19 protein-coding genes and 2 pseudogenes are annotated in these 19,472 nt (G+C 59.6%); 13 read left to right on the top strand and 8 right to left on the bottom strand.

The features are described from left to right. Positions 1 to 16: 16 nt before the first annotated feature. Entirely contained in the window at positions 17 to 547 is a 531-nt protein-coding gene (locus tag G9C83_RS15665) for a helix-turn-helix domain-containing protein (protein ID WP_167247655.1), read from the bottom strand. A gap of 199 nt (positions 548 to 746) precedes the next feature. Here G9C83_RS15665 and G9C83_RS15660 point away from each other — a divergent pair, with 199 nt between their 5' ends. The 3 genes from G9C83_RS15660 to G9C83_RS15650 are packed head-to-tail and all read left to right on the top strand — an operon-like array spanning position 747 to position 3,577. After that, positions 747 to 962, top strand: a complete 216-nt coding sequence (locus tag G9C83_RS15660; RefSeq protein ID WP_167247653.1) for a heavy metal-associated domain-containing protein — start codon at positions 747 to 749, stop codon at positions 960 to 962. A 4-nt stretch (positions 963 to 966) separates the two neighbouring features. Beyond that, entirely contained in the window at positions 967 to 2,886 is a 1,920-nt protein-coding gene (locus tag G9C83_RS15655) for a cation-translocating P-type ATPase (protein ID WP_167247651.1), read from the top strand. Between the two features lie 37 nt (positions 2,887 to 2,923). Beyond that, positions 2,924 to 3,577, top strand: coding sequence for a hypothetical protein (locus G9C83_RS15650; RefSeq protein ID WP_167247649.1), 654 nt, complete (start codon positions 2,924 to 2,926; stop codon positions 3,575 to 3,577). A 36-nt stretch (positions 3,578 to 3,613) separates the two neighbouring features. Here the strand turns inward: G9C83_RS15650 and G9C83_RS15645 are convergent, their stop codons facing one another. The 3 genes from G9C83_RS15645 to G9C83_RS15635 are packed head-to-tail and all read right to left on the bottom strand — an operon-like array spanning position 3,614 to position 5,941. Beyond that, positions 3,614 to 4,858: a phage integrase SAM-like domain-containing protein gene (locus G9C83_RS15645; RefSeq protein ID WP_167247647.1), complete on the bottom strand. Its 1,245-nt coding sequence runs from the start codon at positions 4,856 to 4,858 to the stop codon at positions 3,614 to 3,616. A 22-nt stretch (positions 4,859 to 4,880) separates the two neighbouring features. After that, the gene (locus G9C83_RS15640) at positions 4,881 to 5,408 is read right to left on the bottom strand and encodes a hypothetical protein (protein ID WP_167247645.1); all 528 of its coding nucleotides are present in this window, start codon (positions 5,406 to 5,408) and stop codon (positions 4,881 to 4,883) included. Beyond that, positions 5,405 to 5,941 carry a helix-turn-helix domain-containing protein gene (locus G9C83_RS15635; protein WP_167247643.1) on the bottom strand — a complete coding sequence of 179 codons (537 nt, stop codon included), beginning with the start codon at positions 5,939 to 5,941 and terminating at the stop codon, positions 5,405 to 5,407. The genes G9C83_RS15640 and G9C83_RS15635 overlap by 4 nt, the downstream gene beginning before the upstream one ends. 574 nt (positions 5,942 to 6,515) lie before the next feature. Between G9C83_RS15635 and G9C83_RS15630 the strand changes: the two are divergent. After that, positions 6,516 to 7,567, top strand: a pseudogene (locus tag G9C83_RS15630) (DNA polymerase domain-containing protein); the annotation flags it as partial. Positions 7,568 to 7,705: 138 nt separating this feature from the next. On the opposite strand, the gene orc4 reads toward G9C83_RS15630, so the two are convergent. Together orc4 and G9C83_RS15620 are read right to left on the bottom strand one after the other, a co-directional pair. Then, on the bottom strand, positions 7,706 to 8,938 hold the full coding sequence (orc4, locus tag G9C83_RS15625) for a DNA replication protein Orc4 (RefSeq protein WP_167247641.1): 1,233 nt from the start codon (positions 8,936 to 8,938) through the stop codon (positions 7,706 to 7,708). A gap of 630 nt (positions 8,939 to 9,568) precedes the next feature. Continuing rightward, positions 9,569 to 9,892, bottom strand: coding sequence for a hypothetical protein (locus tag G9C83_RS15620; protein ID WP_167247639.1), 324 nt, complete (start codon positions 9,890 to 9,892; stop codon positions 9,569 to 9,571). A gap of 138 nt (positions 9,893 to 10,030) precedes the next feature. Between G9C83_RS15620 and G9C83_RS15615 the strand changes: the two genes are divergently transcribed. The 4 genes from G9C83_RS15615 to G9C83_RS15600 all read left to right on the top strand — a co-directional run bounded on the left by G9C83_RS15615 (position 10,031) and on the right by G9C83_RS15600 (position 12,782). Continuing rightward, a complete protein-coding gene (locus tag G9C83_RS15615; protein WP_167247637.1) occupies positions 10,031 to 10,957 on the top strand; it encodes a MarR family transcriptional regulator in 927 nt (308 codons plus the stop codon). Positions 10,958 to 11,199: 242 nt separating this feature from the next. Next, positions 11,200 to 11,727 (top strand): hypothetical protein, encoded by a 528-nt coding sequence (locus G9C83_RS15610; RefSeq protein WP_167247635.1) that lies wholly within the window; start codon positions 11,200 to 11,202, stop codon positions 11,725 to 11,727. 88 nt (positions 11,728 to 11,815) lie between these two features. Then, positions 11,816 to 12,199 carry a hypothetical protein gene (locus tag G9C83_RS15605; RefSeq protein WP_167247633.1) on the top strand — a complete coding sequence of 128 codons (384 nt, stop codon included), beginning with the start codon at positions 11,816 to 11,818 and terminating at the stop codon, positions 12,197 to 12,199. 172 nt (positions 12,200 to 12,371) lie between these two features. Continuing rightward, entirely contained in the window at positions 12,372 to 12,782 is a 411-nt protein-coding gene (locus G9C83_RS15600) for a hypothetical protein (RefSeq protein WP_167247630.1), read from the top strand. Between the two features lie 260 nt (positions 12,783 to 13,042). Here G9C83_RS15600 and G9C83_RS15595 read toward each other — a convergent pair whose 3' ends face one another. After that, positions 13,043 to 14,287, bottom strand: coding sequence for a hypothetical protein (locus G9C83_RS15595; RefSeq protein ID WP_167247628.1), 1,245 nt, complete (start codon positions 14,285 to 14,287; stop codon positions 13,043 to 13,045). Between the two features lie 167 nt (positions 14,288 to 14,454). Between G9C83_RS15595 and G9C83_RS15590 the strand changes: the two genes are divergently transcribed. Further along, entirely contained in the window at positions 14,455 to 14,757 is a 303-nt protein-coding gene (locus G9C83_RS15590) for a hypothetical protein (protein ID WP_167247626.1), read from the top strand. 118 nt (positions 14,758 to 14,875) lie between these two features. Here G9C83_RS15590 and G9C83_RS15585 read toward each other — a convergent pair whose 3' ends face one another. Then, positions 14,876 to 15,367, bottom strand: coding sequence for a hypothetical protein (locus G9C83_RS15585; protein WP_167247624.1), 492 nt, complete (start codon positions 15,365 to 15,367; stop codon positions 14,876 to 14,878). Positions 15,368 to 15,561: 194 nt separating this feature from the next. Between G9C83_RS15585 and G9C83_RS15580 the strand changes: the two genes are divergently transcribed. The 4 genes and pseudogenes from G9C83_RS15580 to G9C83_RS16315 all read left to right on the top strand — a co-directional run bounded on the left by G9C83_RS15580 (position 15,562) and on the right by G9C83_RS16315 (position 19,052). Continuing rightward, positions 15,562 to 15,957 (top strand): hypothetical protein, encoded by a 396-nt coding sequence (locus tag G9C83_RS15580; protein WP_167247622.1) that lies wholly within the window; start codon positions 15,562 to 15,564, stop codon positions 15,955 to 15,957. A 113-nt stretch (positions 15,958 to 16,070) separates the two neighbouring features. Further along, positions 16,071 to 16,781 (top strand): hypothetical protein, encoded by a 711-nt coding sequence (locus tag G9C83_RS15575; RefSeq protein ID WP_167247620.1) that lies wholly within the window; start codon positions 16,071 to 16,073, stop codon positions 16,779 to 16,781. 326 nt (positions 16,782 to 17,107) lie between these two features. Further along, positions 17,108 to 17,443: a hypothetical protein gene (locus tag G9C83_RS15570; RefSeq protein WP_167247618.1), complete on the top strand. Its 336-nt coding sequence runs from the start codon at positions 17,108 to 17,110 to the stop codon at positions 17,441 to 17,443. 531 nt (positions 17,444 to 17,974) lie between these two features. Then, a pseudogene (locus G9C83_RS16315) lies at positions 17,975 to 19,052 on the top strand (isocitrate/isopropylmalate family dehydrogenase). Positions 19,053 to 19,472 lie beyond the last annotated feature (420 nt).

The following is a 19,472-nucleotide window of genomic DNA, read 5'->3' as shown; positions in this document are numbered from 1 at the left end:
CGGTGGCTGTGGATAGTTATTGAGTTTCATCTCGGTGAGCACGAACGAACGCCCGTCGCAGGATAGTCAAAAGCACGTACGTCTCATATTTTTGTGTCCGACAGTGCTCGCAGGGTTGCATGTCCGCGACGATCTCCTCGATCGTGTCGTCGTACTCGTCGGTGAGCGTGGCGAGCGCGTCCGTTATCTGGGGCTGGACGGCGTCGATCATCTCTTCGACGGCGGCGTCGGTCGAGTCCGGCAAGGAGTACGAGAGGACGATCGTGTTCGCGTGATAGTACTTCGTGGTCCCACCGCGTCCCTCCTCGAAGCGGACGACGTCGACGAGGTCCGCGTCTCGGAGCTCGTTGATGTGGTGGCGGACCGTGTTCTCCGTCCGGTCGACGCCGCGATTTTCGAGGCGTTCGTGGACCTCGGTCGCAGTCAGGGCCTCCTCGGACAGAATGTCGAGGATCATCGCCCGCATCGGTTCATCAATGGCGTCCGAAATCCGGGTATCACGAACCGCGATGTCGTCGAGACGGTGGTCGGTACCGAAACTACTCATACAGGAACTGAGAGTAAGCAGGAGGGAAAAGGTAGCGGGATGCGGGCGAAGAGGCGTCCACCGAAGAACGAGTCTCGGACGGAACCACGAGGGCGAAAGCCCTAGACGACCCGTTTGACTGTTCCAATGACCCGCCCCAGTATCCAAACATATCATCTAAAAAATACTTATTGGGGTGCGGGCACTACCTCAAGCTGTAATGAGCGACACAACCCAGTTCCGCGTCCTCGACTTCGACTGCCCGACCTGTGCGAGCACCGTCGAGCGTGCCCTCTCGAACGTCGACGGCGTCCAGCACGTCGAAGTCCACTACGCGACCGGTCGCGTCGAGATCGAGTACGACGACAGCGTCGCTGACCCCGACGGCTTCGCAGAGACCATCGAAAACCAGGGGTACACGCCCCAGCCCGCCTAGCACCATGAACAAACAGTCGATCACGCAGTACTACCGGAAACACCGGAAAGCCATCGTCACGGCGACGAGCGGACTCCTCTATGGCGGTGGCTGGAGTCTGGGCTACGTCACGAGTTTCGATATGGCAAGCGCCGCCATCCTCGTCCTCGCGACGATCGTGGGTGGCTACGACATCGCCAAGACCGCCTACCACGAGGTTACTAACCGGACGCTCGGCATCAAGACGCTGGTGACGCTGGCCGCTATCGGTGCCATCGTCATCGGCGAGTACTGGGAGGCCGCGGCCGTCGTCTTCCTGTTCAGCCTCGGCAGTTACCTCGAGGGACGGACGATGCGGAAGACCCGGACAGCCCTCCAGGAGCTGCTGGAGATGACGCCCGACACGGCGACCGTCCGTCGCGACGGGGAACTCCAGGAGGTCCCCGCCCGCGAGGTCGAAGAAGGCGAAGCCGTCGTCGTAAAGCCGGGCGGGAAGATTCCAGTCGACGGTACCGTCGTCGACGGCGAGAGCGCCGTCAACCAAGCACCAGTCACCGGCGAGAGCGCGCCCGTCCACAAGGCCGACGGCGACGAGGTTTACGCCGGGACGGTCAATCAAGAAGGGGCACTGGAGATCCGGACGACAGGTGCGGGCTCGGATACGACGCTCGAACGGATCATCCGTCGCGTCGAGGAGGCCCAGGAGGCTCAGTCGCCCACGGAGAGTCTCATCGACCGGTTCGCGAAGTACTACACGCCGGCCGTCATCGTGCTCGCTATCGGTGCGTACGCCGTCACGCAGAACGCGATCCTGTCGCTGACCCTGTTGGTCATCGGCTGTCCCGGGGCGCTCGTCATCGGGCCGCCGGTCAGCATCGTCTCGGCCATTGGCAACGCCGCTCGGTCTGGCGTGCTGATGAAGGGCGGTGAACACCTCGAACGCGCCGGCAAGATCGACCTTGTCGCCTTCGACAAGACGGGAACGCTCACGAAGGGCGAGACCACCGTCGCCGACGTCGAGGGGTTCGGCGTTGCTGATGAGGAGGTCCTCTCACTCGCGGCGACCGCCGAGAAGAAGAGCGAACACCACCTCGCTGACGCCATCGTCGACGCGGCCCGCGAGGGCCCGACCGCCGCGACGGACGGCGGAACGACGGTCGCCCAGGCGGACGATACGGACGCGGGGCGCCAGTCGGTCCCCGATCCGGATGACTTCGACGTAGTCGCTGGCAAGGGCGTCATCGCCCACGCCGATGGCCAGGAAGTTGTTGTCGGCAACCGCGCACTGCTGGCCGACCGCGACATTGACGTCCCCAGCCGGGTCGCCGACTACGTCCGCGAGCGTGAGGGGTGCGGCGAGACAGTCGTCCACGTCGTTCGGGACGGGGACATCATCGGCGCGATTGCGATGCGGGACGAGCTCCGGGAGGCCGCTCCTGGGGTCGTCGCGGCGCTCCAAGACGCTGGCATCGAGACGGTGATGCTCACCGGCGACAACGAGCGGACGGCCGCTGCCGTTGCCGAGGAGGTCGGTATCGACGAGTACCGTGCCGAACTCCTCCCCGAGGACAAGCAGTCCGTCATCGAGGGCTACCAGGCCGACGGCCACGTCGTCGCGATGGTCGGCGACGGCATCAACGACGCGCCGTCGCTGGCCACTGCCGACGTCGGCATCGCGATGGGTGCTGCGGGAACGGACACCGCCATCGAGACGGCAGATATGGCGTTGATGGCCGACGACCTCGAACGGATCCCGTACGCGGTCAAACTCAGCAAGGCGACGCGCTGGAACGTCCTCGAGAACGTCGGGCTCGCGGTGCTGACCGTGACCGTCCTCCTCGCGGGCGTGCTCACCAGCTACGTCACGCTCGCCGCCGGGATGCTCGTTCACGAGGCCAGCGTCCTCCTCGTCATCCTCAACGGGATGCGACTGCTCCGCTACTGACCACGAGACACGAATACAACCACCACCAACACTACTCATGACATCGAATTCCACTACGGCTGACGCGACCCAGACGAGAACCAACTGGCAGGTCGACTACGACGTCGATCCGATCGAGATCCGCGACCCCGTCGCGGAGGCCCTCGGTGTCCTCGAACCGGGCGAGCCGTTCGTCATCACCTATAGAGACGCGGTGAAAGAGGCGGGACACTCCTGTCCGACTGCCTCGGGCGCCTACCGGATCGTCCAGTTCGGACTCGACGCCCTGTATCCCGACGACTATCCAGTCCGGAGCGATATCGAGGTCCAGGCGGCCGGCCCGCGGGACGATGCTGCGTACGGCGTGATGAGCCGTATCATCTCGTACGTGACTGGCGCGACCGGCGATGACGGATTCAGCGGGCTCGCCGGCGGCTATGGCGGCCGCCGCGACCTCCTGCACTTCGACGCGTTCGACCCGGACACGGCGGACCCGACGTTCCGGTTCCGGCGAACCGACACGGACGAGACCGTCGAAGTAGCCTACCACGTCAGCGACGTTCCTGGCGGTGGACCCGCGATCGGGAACCTCCAGGGGATTCTCAACGGATCGGCAAGCGACCAGCAACGGGAGGCCTTTGCTGACGCCTGGCACCGCCGGGTACAGGTCGTCCTCAGCGACGACTCGCTGTTCACCGTCGACGCGGTGTGAACGCGACGGTCTACCCCTCACACTCGAAATATGTTACTACGGTATACTATCGATCTCCTCGAGCGCCTCAGTAGCGACATCACCGAGTTCTCCGGCCTCGATATGTGAATACCGCTCTCTCACCATCTCCTCTGAATTGTCGAGATACCGGGCGGCAACCGTGTATCCGAATGCTCGAACGAGAACTTCACCCATTCCACGCCGGCCGCCGTGTGGAGCAAGGTAATCGTGTTTCGGATGGTCGATGTCTATCTCTGCGGCCTCTGAGAGTCGCTGGAGAATCGAGCGTGCGCCGTCCGTCGTAATCGAGGGCGGCCGAATATCCTCATCGAGCGCCAGGAGGAGGTCGCGAGCGTACTCCTCACGGCGTTCGGCGATTGCCTCCGTATGTTCCCCTCGGTCGGCGAGCCCATCCTGGACGAGCCCTGCGAGCGTCCGCTGGTCGAACGTGGGAAACACCGGCCAGCGCTCCGTCGGTGGGTCCATCAACTGGCGGTAGCTCCGTAGCGGCGAGATCACCGGGTCAGGGAGACTCGCGGCATCCCACTGCTGTTTCTTCCGGTAGACGTCCATACTCCCCTCGTCGAGCGAGAGGTCCTCCCAGCGGACGCCACGTCGACGCGGATCGTTCGGATCCCGGAGAAGTTCCCCGACGCGGACAGCGGTGTACGCGAGAATGAACACCAGCGCCCGGTCACGAGCCGCCTTCAGCGCCGCGTAGCGTGCTCGCTGCTTGTCGAGGGGCTTGGTATCCTCCGGGAGTGTCGTGTACGCTTCGACGGCGTCGCGGGCCCGTTCGTCGACGTAGCGGGTGAGAGCGTGGCGCTGTTCGGACGTCCAGGCCTGCTGGTCACCGGGCTTTCGGCCGTCGTCCTCCGGCAACGGCGCCATCGCACTCGCCCGCTGCGCATAATGCGCGTCGAGATAGCCCTCGTTGACACACCAGCCACACCACGCAGAGATATAGCGATAATAGGTTTGTACCGTGTTCTGCTTGAGTCCCCGATCTCCACCGAGATGCCGAGCGTACTCCCGGAAGACGCGTTCGTCGAGATCGTCGAAGGTCGGTTTCCGGTCGACGTCGTCGGGGACGATCCCGGTCCAGTCATCGTCGCCGCGGTCGCCCGCGGCCCACTCGGCGAACCGCTCGAGCTCGCGTGCAGCGTTACGTCGGTAGTTCCCCCCATCGCCCCCACGGCCTTTCCCCTTGTCTTGGAGGTAGCGCTCGAAGCTGTCGTTGAGAGAGCTTTTGGAACGGGAAGAAGACCGATCGTCGCTCATCGGGCCTCACCTCGGCGCTGCGTTATCGAAATTTGTCGGCTGTGATCGTCTCGAGATACTCGACACTGACGTACCGGAATTCGATCCGGTCGCTGAAGCCGTGTTGCGGCAGGAGCGTCTCGGCCGCCCGTCCCGCCGGTTTGTCGGTCGTGAGGAGAACAACGTGGTCTACCTCTCCAGTATCGAGTACCTGAGCAGCAAGCCCCACGAGTGCCGTGTCCGCTTTCTCGGTGATATCTTCGTCGCGGTCGGTCTCGTTGGCGATGAACCTTCGTGCTTCGTCCATCACCGTCGAGACGAGCGGATTGGCGTAGTCGAGGTCGTCGGCGACGATGATCCACCCCTCCTCGAAGCCATCTGGATAGGGAATGTTCCCGGAGGGATACTCTTCCGCTGCCGGATCGCCCCCGAGCTCTTCGTAGACGCGCTGGGGGACATACAACGAGACACCTGCCTGTCGGAGTGCCCGACGGAGCCGTTGAAATTTGTCCTTGTCCGGGCCACCACACCGGACGAAGACGCCGGTATCGGCGATATAGACCGTCGTCATGCAACCGCGTCGGCGTACTCGGTGGCAACCGGTTCCAGTGCCTGGAGAATGATCTCGGCTTCAAGCGGTGAGAGGTCGAGTTCCCGGGCCGCAATCCGATGGTTGACCGTGCCATCGACGTACTCGTAGGCGTACTCAAGCGCGACGGCGAGGCCGTCAAGACCGTGACGCTCGATGTAGATGTCGATGTCCTCGTCCTCGTCGCGGCGGGCAACGGCAGCGATGAGTGCTGGCGTGATCGTTTGGGTTTCGCCGTCCGTCGAGAGGGTGAGTGCAATCGACTCGGCGTCGTATTTGTACGGGCGTTGATCACGGGTCTTCCCCACTAAGCCAGCCGTTTCGAGGTTCTGCACATAGTCGTAGGCGGTCCCCTGGGGGATGTCGAGCTCGTCGACAAGTTCGGACACGGTGACCGGACCGTGTTGTAAGATATGGGCGTATAGCCGAGCGAGTGCCGGCGTGTCGAGAAGGTCGGCCACCGTCTGGAGCTGCTGAATTGGTGGTCGGCCTGACCGGGGAGGTGATTGCGCCATCTCGATTACGAATTATCGATAATTCGTGATAAGGCTTCCGGCGACAGAGCGGAACTCGCAACCGACCCGACACTCGCGGTGGATCAGCCGCTCGCAGTGGCTCTACCCTGGGGGAAGCGTCTTTCTGAGCCGATTGCAGCATTTGTGCTTCACCGACGGCGGCGGGGTACTTCAATCTGGTCGTGATTACTATCCGGCAGTCACTGACGTTTGTATCAGGCGTTTGGCGGCTGGTCAGAACGGATGCCACGTACGGGATGCAGCGGGGAACCCTTTGACGCGGAGTTGCCGTTCGCCGTCGTCAGTTTCGCGGAGTTCGATTACCCCCCTCGAACTCGCTCGTGATGGTGCTGAGCGTCTGCGGGTCGTGCGCCGCATTGTCGACAGTGAAGATACCGATCCCACCGGTGTCAGCAATACGCGCGGTGTAGATGTGGAGGAACTTGAACACCGTATCCGGGTCGAGATACTGGATGAGGGTCGACACCGAGACGAGGCCGTGGCGAACGGCGGAGACGTCCTTGGTGGAAAACTGTTGCAGGAGTTTTGCGGTCCCGATACTGATCCCGGTCAGATCCCCGGCCTCGGGTACTCGATCTGCGACGACCGGGGCTACCTCGTCGACGTGCTACAGCCGATTATCGACGCTCGCGACGAGATCAAGGCGGCCATCCGTCGCGAGAAGGAACGGGACGACCCCGACGAGGACCGCCTGGCTGAACTCGAGGGGCGGTCGGGAGCGCTGAAGTGGATTCTCGTCACCTGCTTCGGGTATCAGGGGTTCAGCAACGCGAAGTTCGGCCGCATCGAGTGCCACGAGGCGATTAACGCGTTCGTTCGCGAGATTCTGTTGACGGTGAAACAGCGGCTGGAAGCCGGCGGCTGGCGGGTCGTCCACGGCATCGTTGACTCTATCTGGGTGACCCCGGACCCCGACGTCGACGACGAGATCCGCGAGGATCTCGAGACGCTCACGACGGAGATCACCGACTGCGTCGAGATTCGGCTTGAACACGGGGCCCACTACGACTGGGTGGCGTTCGTCCCGCAGCGCGAGAGCGACGCCGGCGCGCTGACGAAGTACTTCGGGAAGGTCGCCGGCGACGACGACTTCAAGATCAGAGGCATCGAAGCCCGGCAGCGCTCGACCCCGCCGTTCATCGAGGACGTCCAGCGGGACTGTCTCGACCGGCTCGATCCCACGCGGTCACCGGACGCGGTGCTCGGGCGTCTCGAACGAGCAATCGACGAACTGTAGGCGGGCAACATAGCAGTAGAGCGGCTCGTCGAGCGGAACCGTGTCTCCAAGCCGCTGGAAGGCTACTCACAGAATACCCAGAACGTGGCCGCCTTGAAGCGAGCCCGCGAGCAGGAACTGGCAGTCCATCCGGGTCAGGATATCGAGTACGTGGTCGTCGACGATGAGAAATCCTCGCGAGACCGGGTCGCCCTCGCCCACGAGGGGATCGAACCTACGACGCCTCGTACTACGAGACGCAGCTGGTTAGAGCGGTCGAGAGCGTGCTTTCACCGCTCGGGTGGGACCAGTCCAACATTCGCCGAGAGCTCTTCGGTGAGAGGGACGCCGTTTTGAGCTCGTACGGGGCTACCAACGAACTGTCGTAGTGGACCCCACCCCTGGTTTCCGTCGTTTCGATCCAACCCCACGTTTCCGACGTAATTTTCGGCCCCCTCGTTTCCGTCGTTTCCTCACGCCCCACCCCGGATTTCCGTCGTCCGCACCCACTCAGTAGTAGGAGGTCACTACTCGCGAGTCCAGTCCTGCATCCGGCTGTCCTCGAGGATCGTTTCGCGGACGACCTGGGGATCTTCGATGAGTCGGTTCTGGAGGTGGATGCCGCCCGCACTCCCCTTGTTGATCTTCTCGATTTCGACAACCCCGAGGAAGGCTTGCTCTTTCAGGATGTCGCGGAATCGACGGACGGAGAGGATATCCATATCGAGATGGTTGCAGATGCGTTCGTACTGGTCGTACACCTGACTCGTGAGGAACGCATCGTCATTGCTGTTGACACTCAGATCCGTGAGCGCCAGCAACGCCGCCTTCGCCTGCGTGGGTGCGCCGTTCACGAGTTCTCTGAACCGGTCCTTTTCGGCGTGCTGCTGTGCCTGGCGGACGTGTTCCTCCGTCACCTGCTCTGCCTCGGCCTCGTAGGCGACCTCGCCGGCGTGGCGAAGAATGTCGATCGCCTTCCGAGCATCGCCGTGTTCTTGCGCGGCGAAGGCCGCCGAGAGCGGAATCACGTCCTCGGAAAGGACGCCGTCCTGGAAGGCGTCCTCACGGTTGAACATGATCTCCCGGAGCTGGTTGGCGTCGTATGGCTTGAAGAACAGCTCCTTGTGCTGGAAGCTGCTTTTCACGCGCTCGTTCACGTTGTCGACGTACTGGATCTTGTTGCTGATCGCGATGACGCCGACGTTACAGTCGATTTTCCCCGCCTCCTCAGCGCGCGAGAGCTTCATCAGCACGCTGTCGTCGTTCATCAGATCGATCTCGTCGAGGATGATGATCACAGAATCGAATTGAGCGTCGAGCGTCTTCCAGAGGAGTTTGTAGTATTTCGACGTACTGAGGCCGGTATGAGGGACGGAGATTCCAGTCGAAGATTCATCGTTCAGCTTCGCGGCAAGTGAGGAGATTGCTTGGGTCTCGGTATTGTCTTCAGCACAGTCGATATATGCTGTTCCAATCTCGACGCCATCCTGAGCGGCATTTTGAGCTCGTTGACAGACGTGTTTTGAAACGAGAGATTTGCCGGTCCCAGTTTTCCCGTAGATCATCACGTTTTCCGGGGAGTACCCGTGGACAGCACCGTTGAGACGTTTCGCGAGCTTTGAGATTTCCTCGTCGCGACCGACGATCCGGTCAGCCTCCGGCACGTGGCCGATTTTCAGGAGATCCTTGTTCGCGAAGATGCGATGCCCGGATTCAAAGAGTGGATCGTCGACAGAACTGGGTGAAGAGTCGGGCGTCATTGAATATCACACGGTGTGAGCGGGGGGGGAGTATAAATCTAGTGGAGAACGCCACCCCACGTTTCCGACGTTCCTTGTCCGATATCAGCCGGAAAATGCCGTAATTCGGCGGAATTGGATTGCTTACAATATAGCCGCGTTTCCGACGTGAGATAGGAAACCCGTAGACGGAAGCGTCGTCTCGATGTCGAATCCCAAACCCACACACCCCACGTTTCCGTCGTAATCACCGAACAGGTGGGGAGGGGACTCGAAGAAGACATCCACGACGAGTTACCAAAGACGAAAGCGGCTTATCCATCCAATACTGGCCGTCTACAGAAGCAGCTGGAAAGGATCGTTTCATCTGAGGGGGCGAAGTACTTCGCCCCCTCGCTGGTCGAAGTACACTTAATAAGCATTTCTCAGCCATACTACTTTAATCTATGTGTCCGAGAAGTTAGTTCATGTCTAGATTGGTTCTAGGTCAACAGAATTAGTAGCTGCATAGCACTATCGTAGCCTCTCCCTACGCCGTCGTGGAGAAACGACGGAAATGCGGGGGGTGGTCCCTTCCGAATCAGCGTCACCACCTCCACTTACACCCAGTTACGACGGAAACGTGGGGTGGGTGTCCTCCCTCATCGAGTTTTACTCGTCGGGGTTGACCGGGCCCTTGTACTGAGAGCGTATCTTCTCTCCTTCTCGCCACTGCCAGTAGTAGTAGCGGTTGTCGTTGATCTCCTTGATCGTGATCGTCGCTTTGGCAGGGACGTCGTCCGGGAGATCGTCTGGTCGCTCTTCGACCTCTTCTTGATCTGCCGACTCTTCGAGACGGGCCTCTCGTTCCTTGTGCTCGGCGAGTGCCTCAGCGTACGTTGCAACGTCTCGGAGCTGCTCCGGGTCCGACTCGTTGAGCGTGGTGACGATCTCCGTCGGAAGGTTCGCCGGTGGGGTCGGGGGTTCGTAGGACATCGGCTACTCTCGTGTTAACCAACACAACCCACGAATTCATAGTTTTGTTGGTTAAGACGATGGAGGCAGTTCTCGCGACCGCTGGCTGTAACACTACTCGAAACTTATTTATATACAAGTTTCGTACTATGTTACACCGTGCTCCGGCGAATCGAACTCGAGGTCCTCGCCACGGTCGACCGCGGCGACACGATCTCCGAGCTCGCGACGAAGCTCAACCACAGCGAGAGTTACCTCTCTCGTGCTGTCGCCGAACTCGTCGAGAAGGGGCTCGTCTACACGGAACGCGACGGGCGGCGAAAACGGGTCGTCCCGTCGGATGCTCGTGCCGTCGAACGCTACCAGGATCTTGTCCGCCAGCACTCCCATATCACCTTCCCCGAGCTACTGACCGGCAAGGCACTCGAGGTGCTGTACTACCTCGACCAGCCGCGAACCGTCTCCGAGATCGCCGACCGGAGCGACAACTACCGCAACACGGTCAACCGCGTCCTCAAGCGGTTTCGTGACCGTGGTCTCGTCGGGACGGACGACGGCCACTACGAGTTCAACGCTGATTTCGACCGCCTCCACGAATTCGCCCGTGAACTCGCACACCATCTGCATCGTCAACGCCTCGAAGCCGTCGCCCCGAAGGGGACGATTCTCTGGGAGGACTACGACGAATTCCTCGCGCAGGCCGAGAAGGAGATCGACGCAGAGGGGTTCCACGAAACCGGCCTCGCTCGATTCGCGGCCTTCGACCTCCAGTTCCTGCTCACCGGCCACCGCTACTACGTCTACTCCGAAGACCTCGACGCAGTCTCGCCGGCGGAGCTCTGCTGTCACACGCTGCTGATTGACGACGGCAGCCGCCACCGCTCGTACTGTCTCCTCCTGCTCAGCCACGTCGACGTCGACGAGGCGGACCTCCGAGAGCAGGCGGCGAAGTATGGCCTCGAAGACGAAATCGACGCCTTGCTCCGCTACCTCGAGACGCACGGCGAGGTCGACGACGACCGGCTCCCGGAGTGGAACGAATTCCAGGAGCTGGCGGCTGACTACGAGGTGCCACTACCACAATGAGACCAACATTCGGCCGCGAGTACATCGAGAACGAATCTCTCGCGCGTCAATCATTGGTGGGGGCTCCCAGATGACCGACCAGAGAACGGGTAGGATTTCGTCTCGCTGCACTGTATCCACCGTCTCGCCGATTCTGTTCCAAAGATAGTTGGGGACGACGAGTAGTTGCCGACGGCGTGCTGTACCCACTTAACAGATTTGACTAGTCCTTTTCCGGGCATCTCGGATACTCTGATGTGCAGATGCCGCCCACAATCACCAACCTCGAAGCAGGCGACCACGTCTGGGTCGCCTGGATTGATTCGAACGAGTACTGTAGAGCAGAACAACTCCGTGTGCAGGATTCCTATCAGGCCGCTTGGGGAACGTACGTCGTCACCGTTTCCAACAGCGACACCGATACCTGGTTCCAGCTGGTTCAGGCCAAACCGGTCGACGACGTGTACTCTCTGGTCGCTATCCCTGGTCTCCACGACAGGCCGAACGACCAGATTGGCATCTACGACGCCGCCGACTACACGTGCTATCCCGTATTCGGTATCGCGAGGTCTCCTGGCTCGCTTCTCTGGCAGATTCTGGTGCGGATGCTTGAGATGGGATTCTCAGCAGAAGACGGGATGGACATAGTTGCGCTGGAGATGGATCTCTACCCGGCCGAAGAGTATACTGAAATACGCCGGAAGCCAAAATCCTCCCTCCGCGCCGACGTGTATGGGACGATCTCAATGCTGATTAAAGACACCAACAAGTACCACGACCAGGACTTGTAGGCCTCTTCTCGCAATCCTACAGTAACTCGCCACAGAATGGTCACGGTGCGGATGAACAGCGTCTCAGGCCCGCGTCGAGAAGGCGTTGATGAACCTGAGACGCCTCATCCCGACCACCAGCAACGTTTCCGATCGCCCAAGCATCGACCTGGAGACCGACGAAGTATATCGCATCCTTTCCGCTCGCCGCCGGCGGCTCGTCCTCCTCCAACTCGCCAACCTGGAGGCCGAGAAAGTCACTCTCGAAGAACTGGCGCGCGCGGTCGCCGCCAAGGAAACCGGCGCCGCCGCCTTCGACATCCCGTCAGACGCCTACAAGGCAGCGTACGTCAGTCTGCACCAGTCCCACGCGCCAGTGCTGGACGAGCACGACATCGTTGAGTGGGACAGCGACCACGGCGTCCTCCGCTTGACCCCGACGACGTCGGCGCTCGCGGAGGTGATTCGCGACGTCTGCGAGCGGACACAGTAACCGCACGACGGTGGCGCGCCCGCTCCCCTCAGCCTTTGGCGAGTCCTTAAGTAGCTCTCTTGGATAATTAGTGTCGCCTATGTCAGTTCCACTAAACAAGTGTTCGCCGGGAGAGCCCATTTACGTCTCCTGGATTGACTCCGACCAAACGTGTCAGGCAGAAAATCTCATCGTGCAGGACGTCTACACCGCCGAACCGGGGGTATACGTCGCTGACCTCGCCGGCGACGACCATCGCATCCAGGTCGTCCAGAAACCGTTCGACACGGACGCGATGGGAGAGGGCGTTGTGATGGATTTGTTGGACGAATCGGGTGAATTGCAGAGAATCCGCGGCCAGGATACCGTCCCGGGACGCCCCGTATTCGCCATCATGCCGACCTCTGGCCTCCTTCTCTGGCGGACGCTCCTCTCGCTCCTCGAATCGGGGTTCACCCCAGCCGAGGTGATGGATCTGGTCGCGTTGGGCTTCGAGATCTACGCGGACGTGGACTACGCGCTGAGCCGTGGGGTGCCGGAGGAAGAGCTCCGCGCGAACGTCGAGGAAACGATCGACGAGATGCTCGCGAGCGCCGCACCCTGATTCCACGCGACTCTTAGTTGGCTCCGTCGACATCCGGTCGGACGACTCTCAGTAGCCACCGCCAACTGAGAAGATTCGGCTACGTATCAGATTCTAAGAGTAGTTGCGGCGCCGTCCACCGTCTTCCCCACCCGAAACCAACTGCGGAACGCCCCGAGCCACCGGATTTGAGTAGGTGCGGGCACCCGCCGAGCATCCAGTATAATATGTGTACTGTAGTGGAGTTAGGGAAGAAACAGCGGTGAGTCCGGAACGGAGAGTTACCAATTTAGGGACATGAGTTTGCGGGCGGGCGGTGCCCGTCCCTCGCCAAAGACGAGCTTCCAGAGCTGGGAGATGGTGAGTAGTTCCTGAACGGACCAGTCGCGGGCTGGGTCGGCGGCGGCCTCCGCGAACTTCGAGCGCGTCCAGTCGACGTTCAGTTCGCTCTCGAAGGGCGCGCCGGGGACGTCGCCGCATCTGTCGTGCCAGTGGTTCAGGACGCGGCGAGCGGTCGAACGCGTGTCGAAGACGAGGACGGCAGACGCCTGGAGGTCGGCCAGCTTCCGGAAGGTGCTCCGGTAGAGCCGGTTGTTGTGGTGATGGGTGAGCACCTCGCCAACGACGCGATCACCAGTGGCCTCGTATTCGAGGAGATCGACGGTGTAGTCGTCGACCTGTTTGTACGTCTTGACGCTGCGGTTCTCGCAGAAGGCGGCGCGGGCAGCCTCGACACCGACGCCGAAGCGGTGCGTCAAGCCTTCGTGGGGGTCGCCCCGGAGGTTCGGGAGATCGTCGCGCCCGTTGATGAGTGTGCGCGCTCGCTCCTCAATGTCGTAGTCAGCGCGCGACCGCGCGATATACGTGGGCTTAAACCAGCCCGAAACGGTGTTCTCGGGCTCGAACCATCCGAATTTGCCGAATGCGTTTACAAGCTCGTCGTCGTGGCGGTGCACCGTCGGGCGGAGCGCGTCGAGCTGGCGCTGGTCGAGGTCGCCGACGACGTCGTTCCAGGAGGGCGCTTTGTCGGCGAGGAGGTGGACGTCGCGAGGGCCGACGTACTCGCCGTTCCACAGCTGGGCGACGCGACGGAACGCCTCCATGCGCGTCTTCGAGAGTGTCAGTCGGCGCCGGTCGTTGATGTCCTCAAGGGCGTCGTCGGCGACGATTTCGGCGGGGTTGTTCGAGTGGTAGCCGAACTCGTATTTGAACTGCTTGGGAGTGAGCCAGCGGACGTGTGGCTCCGGATAGCTGTTGTAGATCGGGACGAGGTCGTCGGGGTCACCGGAGAATGTCTTCGCACCTTTGTCGGTCGCGAGCGGCCAGATGTCGAGGTCGGGTTCGTTGGGCGTCGGGTCGAAGTCAGCTAGGGCGGCGCCGTCGTGATGCATTGCTGGAGGGACTTCGCGGAGGTCGTGGTCGTCTGCGGAGATGGGGGAGGGCATTACGAAGGGGTTTAGCTGTCGGTCGGGTAAGACGCTTTGGCGTTTCTCGGAGCTGTCTGCGACGTGGGAACAGAAGAACAACCTCTATCGCATATAGGATGTCAGTAGCATTGGTGGATCACCGCTGGAAGAAATGTCCGACGAAGACTTATTGGAAATCAACAATTCGTAGCAAATACCGTGAAGCAGACCTCCACGGAGCGCCCTCCAGTAGTACAGCCAACTGTTAGCCCAGCAGGTGACACCCAATGACGCGTCCATCTCACGAGGAACTAATCGAACGGTTCCGTGGGCGTCTCTACAACGGCGAGCCACGTATCTTCCAAGGAGACGTTTATCCAATTGACGACTACGTCCTCCTCCTCAACAATCTGGGCTATGACGCCACCTACGAAAATCTCTATGATGAGTACGGGTTTCTCGCCCAGGTCACAATCAACGAAGTGACGCATGCGATCTGGCAAGGTGGGTTCCTCAGGACGGAGCAGAGTGTCCTTGCAGTCCAACGGTCACTAACGTCATTTGAGAGGCGCAACGACTCGGACATGTGACCGACCGCGCCACCGCCGACCCGTAATCCGGCATTTTGGAAGTTTCGGCGTCTCGACGCCGCTGGTTCTCTTGGTGTGTCTCGCAGACGCTAGTCTGTGAAAGAGGAGGCGAGGACGGCTAGGGTTTGGCGTTGGCAATCATCCGCGAGATCGTTTCATCGAGGTCAGCATGGAGGCTTTCTTCGGGGGCAGAACGCCACAGCACGTACTCGTCTACGGAGTAGAGTTCAAAGCCAAGCGCAACGAGGTTGATGGCGTCAAGAGGCCTGCAGCCGTATTCGAGAGCGGAGCACAGGACGTCCAATACAAGCGGCGGAGACCGCCGTTCAATACCAAAGACAGGGCCGCCCCGATATTCGGTGTCGTCGTCGATGACGTGCTCTTCGAGTGAATCTGGAGCTTTGTTTACCGCAATAGGCGGATGGTGGTCAGACTCGATGAGGTGTATTTCGTGATCGGAGCTGGACGCATACACGACATGACGACCGTTGTCGGTCTCGTAGTGCTCTTGGATGCGAAGCCGGTCAACTTGGCACGACGATTCGTCTGGATCGATCCAGGCGATGTACATTTGCGCGCCTGGGGCGAGGTCTACGATTGTGGGGACCATCGGTACTCATCCATATCCATAACAGCCTCTTAAGGGGTTGCCAAATCGTTGATATACCTACAGCACACTGCCGACAGACACCAGTCGGAGGGAGGGGTGCCAACTTCGATACTAGGTTGATCGCGGATATCAGGAGACTGAGGTGGTCTTGACCCCGCATGTGGTGCTGCGTAGGCTCCGGTAGGAGGAACGTGATGAGCCTACTCAGCACGCTCAGAGAAGCTGTCACCCAGAATCAAGATACCAAGCCCGAACCGGAAATCGATCCCGGAATTGCGTATGAGGTACTCCGGAACCAGCGGCGGCGCTGGATCCTCCAGTTCGTGGCGGACGAAGACGATGAGGTGGTCCCGGTTCGGGACATCGCTGATCACCTTTCGACGGAGCACGGTCAAGATCGGACCGCTGCGAACGTGTCAATTCTCCAATCACATCTGCCAATGATGGCTGATGTTCGTGTTTTAGCGTACAATCAGCAGCGGAAGACGGTCTCGTTGACGACGCGTGGACATAGGGTCCTTGAGCTACATCAGGCCGCACCAAAACTGCTCTCGGCGGATAACGCCTCCGAATCGTCTCAATTGTCCTAGTAAACGGGCCGCACGCCTTTTTTGCGAGGGAAAACTCCTGTTCGGGTCGCAGGGAGTTTTGATCTTGCTTTGGCAAACCCTTATCAGTGACACGTGGGCGTATATAGTTGGACATGCTACAGAAGCCCTCCACGAACGCGGTAGCAGCGTCGAATATTGTGCTTCGCGACCATCTCGACGACCTAGTTGGTCTCGGCCCGACGAAACTCGAGCAGCTGGAAGCAAAGTATGCTCAGGTAGGTTCGAATACCGGCCCGCTCACGTTGGCCGAGGTGCTTCGAGAGCGCAGGGACGGCTTGCTCGCGTTGGGTCCACCGGCGCGCAAGCTGATCTCGAACCCGTATGTCGATCGGTTCCTTGACGATGCGCTTGAGCTCCTGGATATTGACCTGGGCTATGCCGGGTATTATCATCCAGATTTTAATTTACGCGCTCGTGTACATGGAGGCACATGTAAGATTGAGACAGTGAACCCGTTGCGGTGTTATTCCCTTCCGTTCCGGGATGCAATGGCTGATTTGAGGGGCCACAGTGTTGTGACGAATATTGGGCAATCTGGCTGTCATTCCTGTGGTGGGCCCGCCATCGAGAATTTGGTTGAAGAGCTTGAAGATGCGGGAACCGAGGTTCTCGGAGCTGTAAGCTTTTCAGCACAGAATGACCCCGATAGTCCATCAATCGGGTACGAGTCCTTCGATACGATGACCATGTCGGACGAGGATATTGGTCATCTTATCGCGGAAATGTTGGAGCGGCAGCAAATCTCGTATGACTGGAGCGGAGATGAGTCTCAAGCGATCCAGGCGAAGATCGTTTCCACGTGAGTTGAGATCTGACAAAGAGTTAAACATGACTATCAATAAATCTGACCTGTAATGGAATACAACTATATCCCTCGGCTGCAGGCTGTCTCTTCGACAGTGGTCTCCCTCAAACCTGTCGAGACAGACAGTCAGCGGCTTGCACAACCGTATCACACGAACAGTCACCACCTCGAAACGACCGGCCACGCCATCCAATTCGCCGATACTGGTTCCCCAAGTCCTGCGCAGGACAGTGATCGGGCAGGCCAACTGGCCCAACGTATCCACAGCGAGAGTCTCTCTCAGCAATTGAGTCGGGAAACGGTCCATCATGATGAGGTGGAAGGATGAGTGGCGAAGCCAAACGCGTGCATTACGAAGTCACCCCGACTGGTATCGAGGTGGCCGTCTATTCTGACGGCGATATCGTACTGCGGACCCCAGACAGAAGCAGCGTAGTCCTCGAACCCGCACAGCTCAGGCAACTCAGCCAGGTACTTTCCCAACTTCCAGATAGCGCGCCACAACGCGTTTCGTTGGGCGAGAACAGGCTCGAGGAGGAAGCACGGATTCACTGGGACGGCTCAAGCGCAGAGGTTACCGACGGAACGTCCACGAATATCTCATTGACAATCGACGGCGTTACCGACGTCGAGACGGCGCTCGGAAGACTCGGATATTAAGCGGGCTACTCCATCGTTTTCGCACTACCTCAATTCCCTGGCAATGACGGCGAGTCGTCGCGGACAGGGGAAGTCCCGTTACCAAGGGGAGTCAACTGATTGGTACTGAGCGGCTCAGCGAACACGACGTGCTTCGGCATACAGCTTCGCCGAAAGTTGAGTGAACTTCATCCCTCCCAACGACGATCCAGAGCTTCGTCTTCTTGATGAATTCTTGGTAGCGCTTCCTGGATTGGCGCAGGACTCTGTTCTCGATCTTTATACTACTAACGTAACTCAGCGACGTTTGGTTTCTCTTTCTGTTAGGCGGCGTACTCTACGTCGCTGGCGATGAGTTCCCACGGTGGGGTTCGATCAACAGCATGGTCTGTTCGTTCTCGAACTCCTGCTCACGCACCAGCAGAAGGCGAACGAATCCTTCTACTCCCTTCCGATCTCGTATGTCTCAACGGGTTACGGTTTTCGACACGGTCATCACTACGTCACAGACCTCGGATTCAAAAATTGTAATAGTCTGCAGTATGGTAACTAATATCTTATAAGATAGCAGTGATACCGGGTGACGGTATCGGAACCGAAGTTGTAGATTACTCAATGCCGGTCGTTGAGGCGGCAGCCAACAAGTGCGGCGTATCGTTCGATACTATCCAGTACGATTGGGGTTCCGAGAGATATCTCCACAAAGGGGCGATGATGCCGAACAATGGACTTGACGAGCTCCGTGATTACGATGCCATCTTTCTCGGTGCGGTCGGGCATCCCGATGTCCCCGACCACGTGACCCTGCGTGGACTCAGATTGGTAATCACGAAGGGATTCAACCAGCAGATCTGTAAACGACCCATCTACCTATTTGAGGGCGTTACCAGTCCACTACAAGGCTACGCCAACGGAGATATCGACTTTGTCGTTTATAGACAGAACACGGAGGGAGAGTATGCTGACATTGGCGGCAGAGAATATCAGGGGTACAAGAACGAGGTCGCTGTCCAGAGTGCTCTTTACACTCGCGACGGAACGGAGACAATCGTCCGTGCGGCGTTCGAGGCTGCAACTGAACGCGACCACAAGCTCACGAGTATCACAAAATCCAACGCACAGGTCCATGGAATGGTCTTCTGACGATATTGTAAGTGAAGTCCATCAAGACTATCCCGAGGTCGATGTCGAACGTCTGCTCGTCGATGCGGCTAGCATGGACCTCGTCAGGCGACCAGAGGAGTTCGACGTTATCGTCGCCTCGAACCTCTTTGGCGACATTCTCACCGACCTTGGCGCGGGTATCTCCGGAAGCATGGGTCTTGCTCCGTCGACGAACATCAACCCGACGGGAGAATACCCGTCGATGTTCGAGCCGGTTCACGGAAGTGCCTTCGATATCATGGGTAAGGAGATCGCGAATCCGATTGGAGCAGTGCTCTCATGGGAACTTCTCTGGGACTACCTCGATGAACAGGCGGTTGCACGAACGTTGAGGACCGCCGTAGCGAAACAATTGGCCGACACGGATGCCCCACGAACCCCCGATATCGGTGGTGACTCAGGGACGGAACAGGTAACGGACGACCTCCGTGTGCGTATTACTAAATGGTGTTCACAAAGCAATTAACAGAGGAGAGATAAAGAGGACTGCAAGATATACGCCCTATACCTTCCTCGGAGTAGTTTGGCGCGAGCGGACTCGTATGTGAACCCAGTATTCTCGGCAAAGTGTACCTGTCAGCTCTCATCTACTCCTCAGTAAGATAGCCGACGAGTGTGGGAAGACATACCCCAGAGGCTGATGAGCCACAGCGAATCGACCGTCGACATGAGGCCCGCACCGTCCATTTCTGCTACAACGGCGGTCCTAGGCACAATCACAAGCCACCCCGAAAACTCGTAGAGCCCAACACGCAGGCCGAGAAGAAACGCGATGGACGTGAGGCCCAAGAGACCAACAACAGAGCCAATGACCGCCGAACGGGTGTAGCGGCCACCGAAGAGATGTCTCTCAACTTACCCACTGTCGAGACGTTCCACATCTGGC

The sequence above is a fragment of the Halobacterium sp. R2-5 genome (assembly GCF_011734195.1).
Taxonomy (GTDB): Archaea; Halobacteriota; Halobacteria; order Halobacteriales; family Halobacteriaceae; genus Halobacterium.
The sequence above is the reverse complement of the archived record's forward strand: the minus strand, read 5'-3'. Positions and strand labels throughout refer to the sequence as shown.